The 18,146-nt window shown below is 61.9% G+C and carries 17 protein-coding genes; 11 read left to right on the plus strand and 6 right to left on the minus strand.

All coding sequences use genetic code 11. The features are described from left to right. The 3 genes from AC1DWA_RS05190 to AC1DWA_RS05200 form a co-directional block, all read right to left on the minus strand. Window positions 1–165, minus strand: a 165-nt coding sequence (locus AC1DWA_RS05190; RefSeq protein ID WP_477916530.1) for a thiolase family protein, incomplete at its 3' end; no start/stop codon positions are given. Continuing rightward, window positions 162–824, minus strand: a complete 663-nt coding sequence (locus tag AC1DWA_RS05195; protein WP_020906493.1) for a 3-oxoacid CoA-transferase subunit B — start codon at window positions 822–824, stop codon at window positions 162–164. The genes AC1DWA_RS05190 and AC1DWA_RS05195, both read right to left, overlap by 4 nt. Beyond that, window positions 821–1,588 (minus strand): CoA transferase subunit A, encoded by a 768-nt coding sequence (locus AC1DWA_RS05200; protein WP_153211317.1) that lies wholly within the window; start codon window positions 1,586–1,588, stop codon window positions 821–823. Before AC1DWA_RS05200 ends, AC1DWA_RS05195 begins: the two co-directional genes overlap by 4 nt. Before the next feature lie 167 nt (window positions 1,589–1,755). On the opposite strand from AC1DWA_RS05200, the gene AC1DWA_RS05205 reads away from it, so the two are divergent. After that, window positions 1,756–2,535, plus strand: coding sequence for an IclR family transcriptional regulator (locus AC1DWA_RS05205; protein WP_030535888.1), 780 nt, complete (start codon window positions 1,756–1,758; stop codon window positions 2,533–2,535). On the opposite strand, the gene AC1DWA_RS05210 is transcribed toward AC1DWA_RS05205, so the two are convergent. Continuing rightward, window positions 2,532–3,134 (minus strand): helix-turn-helix domain-containing protein, encoded by a 603-nt coding sequence (locus tag AC1DWA_RS05210; protein ID WP_030535889.1) that lies wholly within the window; start codon window positions 3,132–3,134, stop codon window positions 2,532–2,534. The two genes, AC1DWA_RS05205 and AC1DWA_RS05210, sit on opposite strands and share 4 nt — an antisense overlap. Window positions 3,135–3,244: 110 nt before the next feature. Here AC1DWA_RS05210 and AC1DWA_RS05215 point away from each other — a divergent pair, with 110 nt between their 5' ends. From AC1DWA_RS05215 to AC1DWA_RS05260, 10 genes are all read left to right on the plus strand, one after another. Next, complete coding sequence (locus tag AC1DWA_RS05215; protein ID WP_069146271.1) at window positions 3,245–4,651, plus strand: MFS transporter; 1,407 nt, start codon at window positions 3,245–3,247, stop codon at window positions 4,649–4,651. A 96-nt stretch (window positions 4,652–4,747) separates the two neighbouring features. Continuing rightward, window positions 4,748–6,655 (plus strand): alkyl/aryl-sulfatase, encoded by a 1,908-nt coding sequence (locus tag AC1DWA_RS05220; protein WP_046378066.1) that lies wholly within the window; start codon window positions 4,748–4,750, stop codon window positions 6,653–6,655. A 17-nt stretch (window positions 6,656–6,672) separates the two neighbouring features. Further along, on the plus strand, window positions 6,673–7,653 hold the full coding sequence (locus AC1DWA_RS05225) for a linear amide C-N hydrolase (protein ID WP_019747534.1): 981 nt from the start codon (window positions 6,673–6,675) through the stop codon (window positions 7,651–7,653). A 104-nt stretch (window positions 7,654–7,757) separates the two neighbouring features. Beyond that, a complete protein-coding gene (locus tag AC1DWA_RS05230; protein WP_029254645.1) occupies window positions 7,758–9,089 on the plus strand; it encodes an MFS transporter in 1,332 nt (443 codons plus the stop codon). A 46-nt stretch (window positions 9,090–9,135) separates the two neighbouring features. Next, on the plus strand, window positions 9,136–10,329 hold the full coding sequence (locus AC1DWA_RS05235; protein WP_477845714.1) for an anhydro-N-acetylmuramic acid kinase: 1,194 nt from the start codon (window positions 9,136–9,138) through the stop codon (window positions 10,327–10,329). Then, a complete protein-coding gene (locus AC1DWA_RS05240) occupies window positions 10,326–11,201 on the plus strand; it encodes a MurR/RpiR family transcriptional regulator (protein WP_042950990.1) in 876 nt (291 codons plus the stop codon). The genes AC1DWA_RS05235 and AC1DWA_RS05240 overlap by 4 nt, the downstream gene beginning before the upstream one ends. Window positions 11,202–11,272: 71 nt before the next feature. Then, a complete protein-coding gene (gene murQ, locus AC1DWA_RS05245; RefSeq protein ID WP_070797291.1) occupies window positions 11,273–12,190 on the plus strand; it encodes an N-acetylmuramic acid 6-phosphate etherase in 918 nt (305 codons plus the stop codon). Then, complete coding sequence (nagB, locus tag AC1DWA_RS05250) at window positions 12,191–12,970, plus strand: glucosamine-6-phosphate deaminase (protein WP_172933202.1); 780 nt, start codon at window positions 12,191–12,193, stop codon at window positions 12,968–12,970. A gap of 76 nt (window positions 12,971–13,046) precedes the next feature. Continuing rightward, window positions 13,047–14,462 (plus strand): FAD-dependent oxidoreductase, encoded by a 1,416-nt coding sequence (locus AC1DWA_RS05255; protein WP_477845715.1) that lies wholly within the window; start codon window positions 13,047–13,049, stop codon window positions 14,460–14,462. Window positions 14,463–14,548: 86 nt separating this feature from the next. Beyond that, a complete protein-coding gene (locus tag AC1DWA_RS05260) occupies window positions 14,549–16,846 on the plus strand; it encodes a serine/threonine-protein kinase (protein WP_477845716.1) in 2,298 nt (765 codons plus the stop codon). 27 nt (window positions 16,847–16,873) lie between these two features. Here the strand turns inward: AC1DWA_RS05260 and AC1DWA_RS05265 are convergent, their stop codons facing one another. Together AC1DWA_RS05265 and AC1DWA_RS05270 are read right to left on the minus strand one after the other, a co-directional pair. Continuing rightward, window positions 16,874–17,182, minus strand: coding sequence for an amphi-Trp domain-containing protein (locus AC1DWA_RS05265; RefSeq protein ID WP_095971946.1), 309 nt, complete (start codon window positions 17,180–17,182; stop codon window positions 16,874–16,876). Window positions 17,183–17,301: 119 nt separating this feature from the next. Then, a complete protein-coding gene (locus AC1DWA_RS05270) occupies window positions 17,302–18,057 on the minus strand; it encodes an alpha/beta fold hydrolase (protein WP_477845717.1) in 756 nt (251 codons plus the stop codon). Window positions 18,058–18,146 lie beyond the last annotated feature (89 nt).

An 18,146-nucleotide genomic window follows, 5' to 3' on the forward strand; every position in this document is an offset into this window, starting at 1 on the left:
CATGATGACGTAGTCGACTTGTTCGGGGGCGACTCCGGACTTGTCGAGGGCGCCTTTGATGGCGATGCCGCCGAGGTCGGACCCGGAGAGGTCTTTCAACGATCCGAGGAGTCGACCCATCGGGGTACGAGCTCCCGCAACAATCACAGTGGTCGTGTCGGTCATGCCAGTTCAACTTTCAGTTCGGTGCCGGTCGCGGCGACAACGTCTTCGACGCTGACATCGGGGGCGAGTTCACGCAGGACGAGTGGGCCTTCGTCGCTCACATCGATGACGGCGAGGTTGGTGATGATCCGATTCACCACGCCCTGGCCGGTCAGGGGCAGGGTGCATGCGTCGACGATCTTGGGGTTGCCGTCGCGGTCGTTGTGCTCCATGACGACGATGACACGCCGGGCACCGTGGACGAGGTCCATTGCGCCGCCCATGCCCTTGACCATCTTGCCGGGGACCATCCAGTTTGCGAGGTCACCCGTCTTCGACACCTGCATGCCGCCGAGAACGGCGGTGTCGATGTGGCCGCCGCGGATCATCCCGAACGAGAGGGCCGAATCAAAATATGCCGCACCGGGATTGACGGTCACGGTCTCCTTGCCGGCGTTGATGAGGTCAGGATCGACGTTGTCCTCGGTGGGATACGGTCCGGTGCCGAGAATTCCGTTCTCCGAGTGCAGGACCACACGAACGTCCGAGCCCAGGTATCCGGGAATCAGTGTGGGAAGACCGATTCCGAGATTGACGTACTCGCCGTCGATCATCTCTGCAGCCGCCCGCGCTGCCATCTGCTGGCGCGTCCAACCCGTCACTGTCACTGGTGCGGTCATCGTGAGGTTCCTTCCGAAGCGCTGACGGTTCGCTTTTCGATTCGCTTGTTCTGAGGGCCGGTGTGCACAATTCTCTGCACGAAGACTCCGGGCAGGTGTACCGATGCCGGGTCGATTTCACCGGGCTCGACCAGACGTTCCACCTGAGCAATGGTGACCCGTCCCGCCATCGCGGCGAGCGGGTTGAAGTTCATCGCGGTCTTGTCGAACACGAGGTTGCCGTCGGTGTCGCCGAGAACAGCGTGCACGAGTGCGTAGTCGGCGTTGATCGCCTCTTCCATCACGTAACGCTTGGTTCCGAAGACGCGAGTCTCCTTCGGAGGCGACGCAATAGCGATCGAGCCGTCGGCGTCGTAGCGCCAGGGCATTCCGCCGTCGGAGATGGGGCTACCCACTCCGGCCGGTGTGAAGAATGCGGGGATTCCGGTTCCGCCGGCGCGCAGACGCTCGGCGAGCGTGCCCTGCGGCGTCAGTTCCACTTCGAGTTCGCCGGCCAGGTACTGCCGGGCGAACTCCTTGTTCTCACCGACGTACGACGCGGTCACCCGTCGGATACGTCCGGCGCTCAGCAAGATTCCGAGACCGTGATCGTCGACGCCGCAGTTGTTGGAGAACACCTCGAGGTCGGTTGCACTCGTTGCTGCGATCGCGTCGATCAATACGTCGGGGATGCCGCACAAACCGAATCCGCCGACGGCCAGCGTTGCTCCGTCGACGATGTCGGCGACCGCGTCCGCCGCGGACTCGTACACCTTTGCTGTCATGTTTTCTCCCTGCCAAGCGTTCATTGAGTAGACACTCACTCACTTCGCTATCCAGTGAACTATCTCCAGTTCACAGGTTCAAGGGATCTTGAATATCAAGACAGAACTGATCGACTGCTGACCATCTGAAGAAAATTCGTTCACTGAATGGACGCTAGGATGAACTCATGCCTACTCACGAGCAATCACCGGCCATGGTCGCGCGGGTGGCGGCACTTCTGCGAGCCCTCGGCGCCTCTGAGCCAACGGGCATTTCCACCACTGAATTGGGCAAGGTCACCGGCCTCGCTCGGCCCACCGCGCACCGACTGCTCACGTCTTTGGCTGCCGAAGGACTGGTCGACCGTGACGCACGAACCGGTCGGTGGTCTCTCGGCCCGGAGTTGTACCTCCTGGGCGCCGCGGCCGGAAATCGGTACGACATCACCGACCGCGCTCGCGACATCATCGACGACCTCGCCCGGGTCACGGGGGAGAGTGCATTCCTCTCGGCACGTCGCGGCGACGAGACCGTCTGCATCTTGAGTCAGGAAGGCAGTTTTCCGCTGCGATCTCACGTGCTGCACGAGGGGAAGCGATTCCCGTTGGGGGTCGCGTCGGCGGGGCTTGCCATCTTGAGTCACCTACCGACGCGGGACGTCGACGACTATTTCGCCCGAGTGAATCTGGAGTCGGAATGGGGTGAGATCCACAGTGAGGCATCAATCCGCGAGCGAATCGAGTCGACGCGTGTCACCGGCTATGCCGTCAATCCAGCCCTCATCGTCGAGGGAAGCTGGGGGATGGGTGCCGCGGTGTTCGACCGCAACGGGCGCCCGGACTGGGCGCTGAGCCTGACCGGAGTGGAAACTCGCTTTCGGCCCACGCGTCATGCCGAGTTGGGAACGCTACTTCTCGAGTACGCTCATACACTGTCGAACCGACTGAAAACGCATGCAGTGGTCTAACTTTCGGGAACTGCGTCATGCGCAGCAGCAGTTCTTGCCTTCGTTCGCACGTGCGCCTTTTCGCCCTGCGGGCCGAACAGATGCAAGATCTCCACGACCTGTTCATCGGCGGGCCCGAACCAATGGGGCTCGGCGGTGTCGAACTCCGCGACCTCACCGGGGTGCAGGACAACCTCGTTCGTACCCAGAATGAGACGCAGATCCCCAGCGAGGACGTAGAGCCATTCGTAGCCGGCGTGGGTGACGAGCTTCGGTGGACGTGGACCGATCACCTGTTTGAAGACCTGCACCCGGCCCGGATAGCGCGTCAACGGAACGACGGCACTGCCGTTCTTGCGTCGACTCGGGGTGAGATGGACCCGAGGATCGCCCGTGGCGGGAGCGCCGACGAGTTGGTCCAGCGCGACCCGGTGAGCACGCGCGAGCGGTAACAGCAGATCGAGGGTGGGACGACGCTTACCCGATTCGAGTCGCGACAGTGCGCTGACGGAGATGCCGGTGGCGTCGGACAGGGCCTCGAGGGTCAAATCGCGATCCCGACGAAGCGTTCGCAGTCTCGGCCCGATATCGGTAAGCAACTGCTCGAGTTCGGCGTCCATGCGCTCATCTTTGCAGTTTCTGCAAATTTCTTACCGGCTTTGCAGGCTGGGTTGCGACGATCCTTTCGACTGGCGAGCACGGCAGAACACTTCGAGAGATGGAGTCCGAGATGAAACCTTCGAGCGGGATCGACGAACCGCAAGTGATCGGACTTGACGCACGCCGCCGGTGGGGCATTCTGGCCATCTGCTGCACGAGCTTGTTCGTCGTCGGGTTGGACACGACCATCGTCAACGTCGCTCTCCCCGCGATCGGGGAGGGATTCGGCGTCGGAACCGTTGGTCTCGAATGGATCGTCAACGCGTACACACTCGTCTTGGCGAGCTTGCTGATCTCGTCCGGCGCCCTGGCCGACAGGTTCGGTAGAAGGCGGATCTTCCAGATCGGACTGGTCGTTTTCGGGGTGGCGTCGATCGTCTGCGCGCTGGCCCCGTCGGTGGGAGTTCTGATTGCGGCGAGGATCGCGCAGGGAGTCGGTGGGTCGATGCTCAGTCCGGTGGCCCTGGCGATCGTCGTCAACGTGATGACCGACCCGAAGGAGCGAGCCAAGGCGATCGGCGTGTGGGCTGCGGTCTTCGGTCTGAGCATGGCAGCAGGACCGATAGTCGGCGGAGTCCTCATCGAGAGCTTCGGTTGGAGATCCGTTTTCTGGATCAACGTGCCCGTCATCGCAGTCGTTCTTGTGCTGACCGCGGTGTTCGTACCGCAGTCCCGGGCTGAACAACCTCGACGTCTCGACTTACCGGGGCAGGTGCTTCTGATGGTCGTCGTGGGCGGATCCGTGGCGCTGCTCATCGAAGGCCCACGAATCGGGTGGCTGGCCTCCGGTGCAATCGCGGGTTACGTCGCCGTCGCTGCCGCGCTGGCAGCGTTCGTCCGCGTCGAATCGCGAAAGAGCGAGCCGCTCATGGACCCCTCGCTGTTTCGGCACCGGCCGTTCACCGCGGCAGTCCTCGGCGCGATCGTGGTGTTCGTGGCTCTCAACGCGACGCTGCTTCTGGGCACCTTCTACCTTCAACAGGCGCGTGAAATGACTCCCGCCGCCGCGGGCGCGATGACACTACCGATGGCAGTCGCGGCAACCATCTGTGCGCCGTTGTCGGGGATTCTCGTCGGGCGCTTCGGTGCACGATTGCCGTTGCTGATCGCCGGAAGCTTCACCGCGCTCGGCGGACTGTGCCTGGTCTCTCTCGACAACAGCACAGGCACTGCGACGTTGCTAATTGCGTACCTGTTCCTCGGTATCGGCTTCGGTTTCTCGAATGCTCCGATCACCAACACCGCCGTCAACGGACTACCGAGAGCGCAGGCAGGCCTTGCCGGCGGGATCACCTCCAGTGCAAGGCAGTTCGGCGCTGCTCTCGGTGTGGCGCTGGCCGGCGGCATGATCGCAGGCAGCGCACAATCAGACATCGCCGAGGCATCGAGAGCGGGTTGGATCCTTGTTGTCGCCTGTGGGCTCGTGGTTCTTGTCATCGCCCTGGCGTCGGGAGGTTCCGAGAAGACGAAGGGGTGAGGAGCGTGAGTTCACCCTGCGCGGGTGATTCCAACGCCGCTGCCGCCGGATAGAGATTATGGGGTATCTGATCGTCGTATCCGAGCGGGGAGAGCCATGTGCCAGACACCTAAGGACGCAACACCGGCCACCGTGGCGGTGAACCGCGAAGCGGTCACGCGGTACGCCATGGATGACCGGCAAGATTTTGTCGACGCGGATCGTGGCTTGATCGCACCGTTGCCTGGCAATGTTCTCGGCGACGACGGGCATGTGGTCTTCGACCCCGAGGCATTGGCGTACATCGGTGACGACGTTCCGGCGCCGGACACCGTCAATCCCAGTTTGTGGCGCCAGAGTCAGGTCATTCGCCGGGGTGGGCTCTACCAGGTGACGGATCGCCTCTACCAGGTGAGAAACAACGACATCGCAAACCTGACGGTCGTCGAGGGTGACGAAGGCCTGATCATCATCGACTGCATGGCGGGAGTCGAATCAGCGCGCCAGGGCATGAAGATGATTCGCGAGCACGTCAGCGACAAGCCGGTTGCAGCGATCATCTACACGCACACCCATATCGACCACTACGGCGGAGTCAAAGGCATTATCGACGTCGAGGACGTTGCATCGGGAAAGGTGCCGATCATCGCGCCGGGCACGATCGCATCGTTCGACAAGTTCGCAATCGGCGAGAATGTTGTCGCCGGCAATGCCATGGCGAGGCGGTCGTTCTATGCCTTCGGCGGATTGCTCGACCTCGGTCCGAAAGGGGCGGTCTCGTGCGGGATCGGCGTGCTCAGCACCAAAGGCCCTCAGATCTCGTATATTTCCCCCACCGACGGCATCACCGAAACCGGAACGAAGCGAGAAATCGCGGGTCTGGAGTTCGAATTCCTCTATGCACCCGATACCGAGGCTCCGGAGGAGATGCACATCTGGATCCCCGAACTCGCCGCACTGACGTGTGCGGAGAACGCAAATCATTCACTCCACAACATCCAGACCCTGCGCGGTGCGCGTACCCGCGATGCCCGTAATTTCGCGCGATACCTGGACGAGACTTTGGAACGGTGGGGCGACGACGCGGCGGTTCACTACGGACCGCACACCTGGCCGGTGTGGGGCAACGAGAACCTCGTTGGCTTCATCGAATCACAAAGGGATACCTACAAATACATTCACGACCAGGCGCTCCGGCTGGCGAACAAGGGATACACGCCGCTCGAAGCTGCCGAGGTGATCGAGCTACCCGAGGAACTCGGCCGCAAGTGGCACAACCGCGGTTACCACGGAACTTTGCATCATGACGTGCGTGCCGTGTACACCAAGGAATTGGGAATGTGGGACGGCGATCCGGTGACGCTTCATCCACATCCACCGGTCGAGTCGGCGAAGAGGTTCGTCGATCTCCTTGGGGCGCAGAAGATCCTGGATGAGGGTAAGCGAGCATTCGACGCCGCAGACTACCGGTGGGCGGCAGAGATCCTGCACAAGTTGGTGTTCGCTCAACCGGAGAACACCGAGGCGAAGAACCTTCAGGCTGACGTCTACGAGCAGATGGGGTATCAAGCCGAGGGACCTCAGTGGCGAGGTATCTACCTTTCGGCAGCGTTGGAATTGCGTGAGGGCTCGCAACCCCCGCCGTACATCACTGCGAGCGAAGACAGCGTCCTCGCGATGCCCATCGATATCTTGTTCGACTTCGTAGCAGTGCATCTCATCGGAGACAAGGCAACTGACGTCGACCTCCACATCGATTTCGTGTTCACCGATCACGACGACGAGACCTGGACGGCCTGGGTCAGGCGCGGCGTCCTCAATGCCCGCCGGGGAGCGGCGTCGAACACGCAACTGACGGTGTCCGGGCCGAAAGCTGCACTGATCGGCGCACTTCTGCAACCGGGCGCGGCTGCGGAACTTGCCAAAGCCGGGAAGATTTCGCTCACCGGAGACGAATCGGCGCTGGAGACATTGGGAGGGCTGCTGGATACCTTCGATCCCAGTTTCAATATCGTCACGCCGTGAGGAAGGGATAGTTTTCGATGTGTACACGCTTGGTCTACTTGGGGCCCAACGACACTGTGATCACTGCTCGATCGATGGATTGGAAGGTCGATCTCGGAACCAATCTCTGGGCATTTCCGCGGGGCATGACGCGCGAGGGTTGCGCGGGTCCGAACTCGATTCAGTGGACGTCGAAATACGGAAGTGTTGTCGCAACGGCCTACGACATGTGCACAACCGATGGGGTCAACGAGGCAGGACTGTCTGCAAATCTCTTGTGGTTGGTCGAGTCCGAGTACCCGGCATACGACGGCTCGACTCCGGGTCTGTCCATCGCAGCGTGGGCGCAGTATGTTCTGGATTGTTTTGCGACAGTTCAGGAAGCAGTCGAGGTGTTGGCAGCGGAACCGTTCACCGTCGTGACTGCTGCTGTTCCCGGTGAAGACCGTCTCGCTACCCTTCACATGTCACTCTCGGATGCTAGGGGAGACAGTGCGATCATCGAATACGTCGGTGGACGCGCGACTATTCATCACAGCCGTGAGTACCAGGTGATGACAAATTCTCCGATCTTCGATCAGCAACTCGCGGTCAACGAGTACTGGAAGCAGATCAACGGGACTGTGATGCTGCCCGGAACGAACCGTGCCGCTGACAGATTCGCCCGCGCGTCGTTCTACGTGGATGCGATACCGCAGACGGACGATCCGCGGTCCGCGTTGGCGTCGACGTTCAGTGTCATTCGCAATGTCTCGGTGCCGCTGGGTATTTCGACTCCAGACGAGCCCAACATCTCGTCGACCCGCTGGCGTACGGTGGTCGATCACAAACGCGCGCTCTATTTCTTCGAGTCCGCGATGACCCCGAATACGTTCTGGGTGGATGTGGCGTCGATGGATCTCGGGGAGGGGACGCCCGTCCGCAAGCTCGGGCTGGGCCCGAACGAGAGCACGGTCTACTCCGGAGACTCCACCGACCAGTTCGAACGGGCGGAGGCATTCACGTTCGCAGGAGCGTAGGGATTCGGGGACCCACGAAAACCCAATTGTGAAACTTCTTGACATTTCTACTCCGTTCAGATGAAACTTTGTTGCATATTCGGGTTTCGTCAACGGAGGACGGCATGGGCATCACAGTGCAGACACGGAACGATGGTGCGCAGCTCAAACGGCGCAGGGCGCTCGTCGCCGGCTCCGTCGGAAATTTCATCGAGTGGTACGAGTTCGGTGTGTACGGGTTCTTCGCGACGATCATCGCGTCGAACTTCTTCAGCGCCGACGGCTCCGGCGACCTCGAAAGCCTGATCAAGACCTACGCGTCGTTTGCGCTGGCCTTCTTCTTCCGCCCAGTGGGGGCCGCACTCTTCGGTCGACTCGGTGACCGCATCGGCCGACGCCCCACCTTGGTGATCGTTCTTCTGCTGATGTCGGGTGCGACGACCCTGATCGGTGTGCTCCCCACCTACGAGAGTGTCGGAATTCTGGCACCGCTGCTCTTGACGGTCCTTCGGATCCTCCAGGGATTGTCGGCCGGAGGCGAGTTCGGCGGCGCGGTGTCGGTGATGACCGAGTTTGCGCCCCCGGGACGACGCGGACTGTACGGGTCGTGGCAATCGTTCACGGTCGCGCTCGGATTGCTCGCCGGTGCCGGAATCGCGGCGCTCCTCGCGACAGTTCTCGACTCCGGTCAGCTCAACGACTGGGGCTGGCGCATCCCGTTCCTCCTTGCACTTCCGATGGGCCTGGTTGCCCTGTGGCTCAGGCTCCGACTCGAAGAAACGCCGTCGTTCGAGCGTGCCCGCGCAGTCCAGTCCGAACCGACAGTTGATGCGGCGACGCCGGTAGCGCAGCCGACCGTCGGCGAGACCGCCAGGGCGATCCTGCTCGGCATCGGTCGGTTGATGGGCTGGTCTGCGGCGGGTTACACGTTCCTCGTCGTGATGCCGACTTATCTTCAGAGTTCACTCAACGCGACATTCCATCAGGCACTGGTTGCTTCGGTACTTGCCAATGCCGGCTTCGCGGTGACGATTCCGCTTGCGGGCGGGCTCAGTGATCGCATCGGGAGACGCGCGGTCATGCTCACCGGCACCGTTTTGATCTTGGTCCTTGCGTTGCCGCTGCTCAACGTCCTGCAGAATGAGCAGACGTCTCTGACCGCCAAGGGATTTGCAGTGTTTGCCGCCGGCGCCGCAGTGGGACTTGTCGCCGGACCCGGACCCGCCATGCTCTCCGAGATGTTCCCCACCTCGGTCCGGTACACCGGATTAGGACTCGCATACTCCCTGTCCAACGCGGTCTTTTCGGGCTGCGCCGGTCTGATAATCACATGGCTGATCAAGGAAACTTCCAATCTCGATATTCCGGCCTACTTCGTGATGGCAACGTGCGCCGTCAGCGCGATCGCTTTGAGTACCTTGCGAGGAAATGCCCACAAGCGGGCACTCGTCGACTGACCGCAGCTTGCCCGAATGCCGAAACGATCCGAGTAAGGGAAATTTCATGAGAGTCATCGGCCTGATGTCCGGTACTTCGTACGACGCTATCGATGCTGCCGCAGCAGATATCCGGATCGACGGGGACACTCTTGTGCTGACCCCACTGGGGATGGTCAGCGAACCATATTCCGGTGAGTTGCGGGCAGCGGTGGCCGCTGCGGTACCGCCTGCGTCCACCACTGTCGGTCAGATCTGCCAACTCGACACCGAGATCGGGCAGGCATTCGCGGCCGTGGCTGCGCGGGCGAACGCGGAACTGTGTGGCGGCAGTGCGGAATTGATCTCCTCACATGGGCAGACGATGTTCCACTGGGTCGAAGGAGCGCAAGTAAGGGGCACTCTCCAACTCGGGCAGCCGGCCTGGATAGCCGAGAAGACCGGATGCACCGTCGTGTCGGACCTGCGCTCTCGCGACGTGGCGACGGGTGGTCAGGGCGCACCACTTGTCAGCGCGTTCGACGTATTGTGGCTCAACGGAAGAACTTCGGGTTCCGTCGCGCTCAATCTCGGTGGCATCGCGAACGTCACTGCTCCGGGTGGCGGCGGTACGACGGCAGATGGTCCCGCAGTACCGATTGCCTTCGACACCGGCCCGGCAAATGCGCTGATCGACGCGGCGGTAAGCGAATTCACTGCGGGGGAGCAGTGGTTCGACCTCGGTGGCGCGCTGGGTGCAGCCGGCACGCCGAACGTCGATCTGCTCGCACATCTACTGAGCGAACCGTATTACACGCAGCCCGCTCCCAAGAGCACGGGCAAAGAATTGTTTCATCGGGACTATCTGCTCGCCGCTCTGCGGGGCTACGAGTCGTTGTCTCTGGCAGACATCGTCGCGACTCTGACTGCACTTACGGCCCGGACCGTCGCCGATTCCGTCAAAGCACTCGCGGCCACCGAAGTGGTGGTGTCAGGTGGTGGCACCAAGAATCCGACGTTGATGGCGATGCTCCGTGACGAACTGGGCGACATCGCGCTTGTCTCTTCGGACGAACTCGGAGTCACCTCCGACATCAAGGAAGCATTGGCTTTCGCGGTTCTCGGCTTCCTCACCGCACACGGATTGCCCGGCAGTATTGCGTCGTGCACCGGTGCGCGTCACGCCAGTGTGCTCGGATCTTTGACGCCAGGAAGCCGTGGGCTGCCTAGAATCACATCGGTGCCGTCAGCTCCGAAAACGATGCGAATCGAGGCGTTATGACTTTGGACCGGAGTGCTCCGGCGTCCGTCGACCTGCTTGCTCGTATTCGCGCATCACTGAGCAGCCTCTCACCTGCCGAGCTGCGGATCGCCGAAATCATCGAAGCCGACCCCAGCCTGGCGTCCACACTGACGGTCAACGATCTTGCCGAACGAGCGTCGACAAGCACGGCGACAGTGGTCCGCACAGCCAAAAGGCTCGGTTTCGAGGGGTATCCCCAGCTTCGTCTGGCATTGGCGGCCATCAGCGGTTCCGCGTCAAGTGATTCGATTCCACTCGGTGTGGACATCGTTGCCGCCGACTCTGCCAGTGAAGTCATGGCCAAACTCGCCGAGTTCGAGTCCGAACAACTCAAGGGCACAGCACAATTGACTGACCCTGTTGCACTCGAAGAAGTGGTGTCGCGGATTCGATCCGCCCGCCGGGTCGAGGTGTACGGCATCGGCGCGTCAGGCATCGTCGCGCAAGACCTCACGTTGAAGCTCTCGCGTATCGACGTCAACTGCCGGGTTCATCTCGACCGAGACGCAGCGATGGTCAGCGCCAGTTTGCTCGGACCGGACGACATAGCAGTGGGAATCTCGCATTCCGGCGAGACTTCTGATGTGGTCGAACCGCTTGCCCTTGCCCGTCGTACCGGGGCGTCGACGGCCGCGATCACCGGCGGGGCGCGGTCGACGCTCGCTGTGCAGTCACACCACGTTCTACTCACTGCCGGTAGAGAATTCGGTTTCCGGTCGGCAGCAATGGCAAGCCGCACCGGCCAGCTATTGGTAGTCGACACAATTTTTGCGATGGTCGCGCACTCGCTGCCGAGCGCCCTGTCTGCGCTGCAACGCAGTCATGATGCCATTGCTTCGAAGCGTCACTGACGAGGAGTCGTCGCTGTGATTACTGACGAGGAGTCGTCGTAGTGAAATTTGATCGAGGAGGACTCGCCACAATGCAATTGGACATGCTGTCTACCGAGAGACCGAACCCTCTCACCCGCGATCTCGACGTCATGTCGGTGTCGGATCTGCTGACGGTGATGAACCAGCAGGACGCAATCGTGGCCGACGCGGTCGCGGCGGTGTTACCGGCCATCGAAGCCGCAGTCGATTCGATCGTCACCGCTCGGGCACAAGGTGGTCGGCTGATCTACCTGGGAGCTGGGACCAGTGGGCGTCTGGGAGTGCTCGACGCGGTGGAATGCCCTCCGACTTTCGGGACCGATCCAGGCGAGGTGATCGGAATCATCGCCGGTGGCCCGGGAGCGTTTCTGAACGCCGTCGAGGGAGCAGAGGACGATCCGCGAGCGGCTGGGGCCGACCTCGACGCAATCTCGTTGAACGCCACGGACGTCGTGGTGGGTCTGGCGGCGAGTGGTCGTACTCCCTATGTCATCGGGGGACTTGATCATGCCCGCGCACTCGGCGCCGCAACAGTGGCAGTCTCGTGCAACCGAAATGCGGCAATGAGTTCGCACGCCGGAGTGGCCATCGAAGTGGAGACCGGCCCCGAGATCCTCACCGGATCGACGAGGCTCAAGGCCGGGACTGCACAGAAGATGGTGTGCAACATGCTTTCGACGGCAAGCATGGTCCGTTCCGGCAAGGCGTTTCACAACCTGATGGTCGACCTTCGGCCTACCAACGCCAAACTGGTCGATCGTGCAAACCGGATCGTCGCGGCAGCCACCGGAGTGGATACCGAGATCGCTTCGGAGACCATCGAGAATGCCGACGGTCATGTGAAGGCAGCGGTCGTCATGTTGTTGGCCGAATGCGACTTCGCCGAAGCATCCGAATTGTTGGATCGCGCTTCGGGTTCCGTACGCGAAGCCATCGTCGGAGCCGGCAAGAGCAGAGAGGAAGCCTGAATGGAAATCGTCATAGTTCCCAGTCCGGAAGACGGCGGGCGACTCGCTGCCGACATCGTTTGCGGCGCAATCGAAAACGGAGCCCGGACGCTCGGCCTCGCGACGGGATCGTCACCGCTGCACACGTATCGGGAGCTGATCAAGCGGCATCGAGAATCGGGAGTGTCGTTCGCGGCGATGAGCGCGTATCTTCTCGACGAGTACGTAGGTCTCACGCCCGATCAGCCGCAGTCCTACGCGCACACCATCCGCACGGAACTCGTCGATCACCTCGACATCGACAATGCGCGAGTGTTCAGCCCCGATGGGGGAGCCGCCGATCCCAGTGAAGCTGCACGGCGTTACGACGCTGCCATCGTCGACAACGGTCCCATCGACGTGCAGATTCTCGGCATCGGTCTCAACGGGCACATCGGCTTCAACGAGCCGTCCTCCTCACTCACATCGCGTACCCGAGTGAAGACCTTGACCGAGAGGACCCGCGCCGACAACGCGCGGTTCTTCGCAGACCCAGCCGATGTGCCGCATCACGTGATCACGCAGGGTCTCGGAACCATCAGTGATGCAAAGCATCTTGTGCTGATTGCGGAGGGGGCGCGCAAAGCCCCCGCGGTCCGGGCTGCGATTGAAGGTCCGGTGTCGGCGTTCTGCCCGGCATCGGTACTTCAGTTGCATCCGCACGTAACAGTCGTCGTCGACGAGGCAGCGGCCGGTGAACTCCAACTAGCGGACTTCTACCGCTACACAACCGAGCACAAGCCGGCCGAGCAGGGTTACTGAAAAGCGGGTTACTGAAAAGCGGGTTTTTGAAAAGCGGACTTGATCTCCAGCGCAGTTGAGGTCCTAGCCTCGGGGCATGATCAACGCTAGAGGTTCAGCGGTATCCCCGCCGGCGGCGCCCCGGATTTTCTCACCACCGCTCAGGGTCGCGATCGTCGGAGCGGGGCCGGCGGGAATCCACGCTGCCGGCGCTCTCGCTGAACTGGCTCCTGGCACCAAGATAGACATGTTCGAGCGTCTACCGACGCCGTACGGACTCGTGCGCTACGGTCTCGCCCCAGGGCACGCCGAGTCCGAAAAGTTCGTCGATTCTCTGCACACCGTGCTGGTCGCCAGTGACTTCCGGCTGTTCTGCAACGTAGAGATCGGAAAGGACCTTTCCGTCGAGGACCTACGCTCTTCCTACGACGCGGTGATCATTGCAACCGGTGCGCCGCGGGATGCACTACTCGACATTCCAGGCGTCGAGCTTCCCGGTTCATTCGGGGCCGCCGATTTTGTCGGTTGGTACAACGATCACCCGGACAGTTCGCTGCAGTGGCCGCTGAACGCCGAATCGGTTGCGGTGATCGGAGGTGGCAACGTCGCACTCGATGTCACCCGAATGCTTCTCGCCGAGGCGAAATCGCTGCAGGCCACGGACGTATCGGCCGAAGTTCGGGAAGGGATGGCAGGCAGTCGTGTTCGCGAAGTGCACATCTTTGTCCGGCGCGGACCAGCCGACGCTCGCTTCTCCCCGAACGAGTTGCGCGCTCTCGGTGAACTGCCAGGCGTCGATGTCGTCGTCGACGCTGCCGATGTCGCACCGGACCGGCATATCGAGCGGATGGCAAAGCAGTCGGTGCACGCCCGACTGGCAGTCGAGACACTCCGTGGTTTCGCGGACACTGCACCTGCCGACCGAACTGCCCAGCGTCGAGTTCACCTGCACTTCTACCGACAGCCCGTGGAGATTCTCGGCAGTGGGAAAGTCGAAGCACTCCGCGTCGAGCGGACAGTCCCGGACGGCTACGGTCACGTCACCGCTTCGGACACCTGTACCGACTATCCGGTTCACGCTGTGTACCGGGCAATCGGATTCCTCGGAACGCCACTTGTCGGGGTGCCTTTCGATCACGGGCGCGGCACCGTTGCGCATCGGGGCGGCGCTGTGGTCGACGAGAGCGGCTCACCGGTTGCGGGCTTGTTCGTGACCGGGTGGATGAAGCGAGGTGCCGCCGGGCTGATCGGCGCGGCGCGGCCTGATGCTCGCCAGACCGTCGAAACGATGCTGCACCAGCTGGATTCGGTAGGCGAGCGGCGAGCAGACCGAAGCGGGATCGCGAGGCTCCTCGGGGCCGGCAACGTCGTGTCCGTCGATTGGGACGGATGGCTTCGCATCGATGCCGCCGAACGTGATCTCGGTGTGAAGTATGGGCGTGATCGCGTCAAGATCAAAGATCGCGAAGTACTTGTCGGTATCGGCACGAATCTGCCGGTTCACCCCCAATAGTTTCGCTGGGGTCTGGGGTACCGCCGGGGTTACGCTGAAGTGAGTCACCCCGATTCATCGTGATCGAGGTGCGGAACAGAAGTGTCATGAATGAACGTGGTGCGCAGGCCGTTGACGCGACAATCGCGAGCGGGCCCCTGACCGAACGGGGCACCGTCACCGAGTTGCGCCCGTCCGCACCGCCGGTGGTGCGTGACCGACAGAACGGTGCCGACGGCCTCGGGCGACTTGTCGGGGATTGGGAGGAGGGACGAACCCCGTCCGACCTGAGCGACTATCTGCCCGATCCGGCCAAGATTCGTCGGGCGGCGTTGATCGAATTGGTCGGGATCGACATGGAGTATCGCTGGCTGAAAAATGATCGCCCGAAACGACTCACGGACTACTGTGCCGAGTATCCCGAACTACTCGAAGAACCACTTCCGGCCGAGCTCCTGTACGAGGAGTTCCGGCTGCGGAAGCAGAGTGGGGAGAACGTCGTAGCAGCCGACTATCTCAGCGAGTTCCCCTTGCAGGCAGAGAGTTTCGAGCGGTTGTTCGACCGTGATTCGATGGCCGGACGCGAAGATGTCATGATGTTGGGGCTCTCGGGTTTCGACGAGTTCGAGATCGGGCAGCACCTCGACGATTTCGAACTGGTGTTGGAACTCGGGCACGGAGCGTTTGCCCGAGTGTTCCTTGCTCGGCAACTTTCGATGCAGCGGTGGGTCGCATTGAAGATCTCGCGCAACGTCGGGGTCGAACCGCAGACTCTCGCCCAACTCGACCATCCCAACATCGTTCGTGTCTTCGACCAACGGCTGCTCGAGGAACGCGCACTGCGAGTTCTGTTCATGGAATACGTGCCAGGCGGGACCCTGCTCGACGTGGTCAAACTTGTCCGCGTGACACCGCAGGCTCAGCGGTCCGGACAACTACTTCTCGACGCCATCGATCACACCCTGGCGAAGAAGGGAGAGATGAAACCGAGCGAGACGAGCCTACGGAGCGAGATCGCAGCGATGTCGTGGCCGGAGACCGTGGCCTGGATGGGAATGAGACTGGCCGACGCCCTCGAATACGCGCGTGAGCACGGCGTACTACATCGGGACATCAAGCCGGCGAACGTACTTCTCAGTGTCGAAGGCATTCCCAAACTCGCCGACTTCAACGTCAGTTCGAGCGAGGAGGTTTCGACCGAGGATGCAGCATGTTTTGTCGGAGGCTCGCTTGCCTACATGTCTCCAGAGCAGTTGGAGGCCTGTGCCGTGGGGTCTCCCGGCACACTCGACACCCGTAGCGACATCTATGCACTCGGCGTGATGCTGTGGGAACTCCTCACCGGGAGTAGGCTTTTCACGGACGACGGCACGGGGGAGAACCCACCGTCGCCCAAGAAGGCGCTCGAGGCACGTCGGCGTGGGGTGGATCCCGCGGCCGAGGCCCGGTTACCGGACGACTGTCCGCCGGCGCTGCGCCGAGTGCTGGTGAAGTCTCTTTCGCCCGAGAGGGACGGAAGGTGGTCTGGCGGACGAAAGCTTGCCCGTCAGTTCGCACTGTGCCTGGACCGGTCTGCCCGGAACCTGGTGGACCCGCCGGAAGGGAGCCCGCGTTCGACGTTGTGGAAGTGGGCACTGCCGATTCTTCTGGCCGCGATCGGAATTCCGAATCTCCTGGCGGCAGGCTACAACTACTACTACAACAAGATGCTGATCATCTCGGGACTCTCGCCCCAGGCTCAGCAGCACCTCGAGCAGGTTCATCTGGTCATCGGGGTGGCCGCGTTCTCACTCGGTGCCGCGGCGATCCTGTATTGGTGCCGGCTTGCGCTCACTGTGCCTCACGGACTGCGTCACGGTCAGACGTACAGCGCGGAGGTCTTGAACAAAGCCCGTACCGCGACGCTGAACGTCGGACACCGCGCGGTGGTGATCGCATTCGGTCTGTGGGTCCTGGCCGGTATCGCATATCCAGTTGCGTTGCAGATTGCCGCCGGAGGTATTCCGCAACGAGCATACGTGCACCTGATGTCGTCGCTGGCAGTGTGCGGCGCCGTCGCAGTCGCGTATCCGTTCTTCATCCTGACGTACTACTCGGTTCGATGTCTGTATCCGATCTTGTTGTCACACGGCGAGTTACGAAGCGACGACGGACGCGATATTCGCTCGTTGGGTCGGAGCAGCACGCGTTACCTCGCAGTCGCGGCGTCGGTTCCACTGGTGGGAATCGCGGGACTCAGTTTTGTCGGTTCCGGGGCCGGGGAGGAACTCAACGCAACCGTCCGTGCGCTGTGTCTGGGCGGGATCGCCGGATTCATCGTTGTGTATCAACTGTTTCGACGGATCGAAAGTGATCTCCGAGCACTGCTGCGCGTTGTGTCTCTCGAGGTGTCGGCGTCTCCGTAACCACCTGACAACCGTGTTCGCGACGAGTTACTTCGCAGTGCTCTTGCGCGGTCGGCTGCGACGAACTGCTTTGGCGGGCGTCGGAGACTTCACTTCTGATTCTTCCTGAGGGTCGTCGCGCCAGTGAATCTCGATTTCTATCTCGACTTCGTTGCCGTCGACTTCGATCTCGAGTTCCCACCGAACCTGTTCCGGAACACTGATTTCGATCGAGTCCCCACCCGACCCCAGCTCCACTTCGGATCCGCTGGCGAGGGCTTGGCCGAGGGCGATGAGTCGGTCGGCGACTTCCTGCCGTGAGAGTTCTGACTTCCTCTTGATCTCCAGTTTGGGCACGATCACTCCTGACCTCGGCGGATTCTCTCTTTCACGGTAGTTGGACGAAGGGGAGATTGTCGGAGTTTGTGGAACCGCGAGGTGGCAACAGGCTTCAACGCAACGCTGATCTCGAATGTTCAGGACTCTTGCGTGCCATCGACGAGGCGGTGTATTTCCTGGGCGATGATTTCCGGATCTGTGATGGGGACATAGTGGCCGGAGCGCTCGGCGATGACGTGGCGGCCCTGTGGAGATTGTTCGGCCCGGTACTCGTGGGAAGCATTCGCGGCCGCCCTCACTGTGGCATTCATGCCGGATCCTGTTCGCGCGCCGGAGATGACAGTGACCGGAATCCCGCCGAGCGCGGGTGGGTCAGCTCTGAACTTGTACAAGTCGTCGATGAAGGTTTCGGTTTGCGAGGCATGCGTGCGGACCATCGTGACGGTAAATCCCTCCAACTCCATATCTCTGCGCGCGTCGTCCGGCAAAGCGTCGGTCATCGTCTTGTACAGTCGCGGCATCAGTTTGGTTCGTGCCAAGACCATGTTCGCTGCGATGGCCACCCGCTCCATCAGACGGAACATCCGGCTGAACAGCAGGTCTGCAGCCTCGCCAGTCGGATCGACAAGCACGATGCCCGCAATCCGTTCGGGGTGAGCGGCCGCTGCAGCCCGGACGATGGGTCCGCCGGCGCTGTGGCCGACCAAGACGAACGGGCCCGGGCCGAAGTGATCGAGTACGTTGCCCAGATCGTCAGCCATCCGCCGTAGCGTGCGCGGGTGCGCATCGACGGCACTGCGTCCCAGTCCGGAACGGTCGTAGACGACGGCGCGAGTCCATTTTGCCGACTGCTGGTTGAACCAAAGCCCACCCGGATCGGCTTGCCGCCGCACCGGCTTCGAAGACGACGGTCACGGACCGCTTGCGGGGCCCTGGCAGCACCATCGTGTGCAGGTATCGGCCGTCGCGGGTGCGTACTAAC

This window comes from Rhodococcus sp. P4_F3_2 (assembly GCF_056401335.1).

What these genes read in the sequence shown, in the direction of transcription:
- AC1DWA_RS05215 (WP_069146271.1), top strand. Translation starts at nt 3,245, where the DNA reads ATGAAACCTTCGAGCGGGATCGACGAACCGCAAGTGATCGGACTTGAC.
- AC1DWA_RS05220 (WP_046378066.1), top strand. Translation starts at nt 4,748, where the DNA reads ATGTGCCAGACACCTAAGGACGCAACACCGGCCACCGTGGCGGTGAAC.
- AC1DWA_RS05200 (WP_153211317.1), bottom strand. Translation starts at nt 1,588, where the DNA reads ATGACAGCAAAGGTGTACGAGTCCGCGGCGGACGCGGTCGCCGACATC.
- AC1DWA_RS05195 (WP_020906493.1), bottom strand. Translation starts at nt 824, where the DNA reads ATGACCGCACCAGTGACAGTGACGGGTTGGACGCGCCAGCAGATGGCA.
- AC1DWA_RS05240 (WP_042950990.1), top strand. Translation starts at nt 10,326, where the DNA reads ATGACTTTGGACCGGAGTGCTCCGGCGTCCGTCGACCTGCTTGCTCGT.
- nagB (WP_172933202.1), top strand. Translation starts at nt 12,191, where the DNA reads ATGGAAATCGTCATAGTTCCCAGTCCGGAAGACGGCGGGCGACTCGCT.
- AC1DWA_RS05225 (WP_019747534.1), top strand. Translation starts at nt 6,673, where the DNA reads ATGTGTACACGCTTGGTCTACTTGGGGCCCAACGACACTGTGATCACT.
- AC1DWA_RS05205 (WP_030535888.1), top strand. Translation starts at nt 1,756, where the DNA reads ATGCCTACTCACGAGCAATCACCGGCCATGGTCGCGCGGGTGGCGGCA.
- murQ (WP_070797291.1), top strand. Translation starts at nt 11,273, where the DNA reads ATGCAATTGGACATGCTGTCTACCGAGAGACCGAACCCTCTCACCCGC.
- AC1DWA_RS05230 (WP_029254645.1), top strand. Translation starts at nt 7,758, where the DNA reads ATGGGCATCACAGTGCAGACACGGAACGATGGTGCGCAGCTCAAACGG.
- AC1DWA_RS05255 (WP_477845715.1), top strand. Translation starts at nt 13,047, where the DNA reads ATGATCAACGCTAGAGGTTCAGCGGTATCCCCGCCGGCGGCGCCCCGG.
- AC1DWA_RS05210 (WP_030535889.1), bottom strand. Translation starts at nt 3,134, where the DNA reads ATGGACGCCGAACTCGAGCAGTTGCTTACCGATATCGGGCCGAGACTG.
- AC1DWA_RS05235 (WP_477845714.1), top strand. Translation starts at nt 9,136, where the DNA reads ATGAGAGTCATCGGCCTGATGTCCGGTACTTCGTACGACGCTATCGAT.
- AC1DWA_RS05260 (WP_477845716.1), top strand. Translation starts at nt 14,549, where the DNA reads ATGAATGAACGTGGTGCGCAGGCCGTTGACGCGACAATCGCGAGCGGG.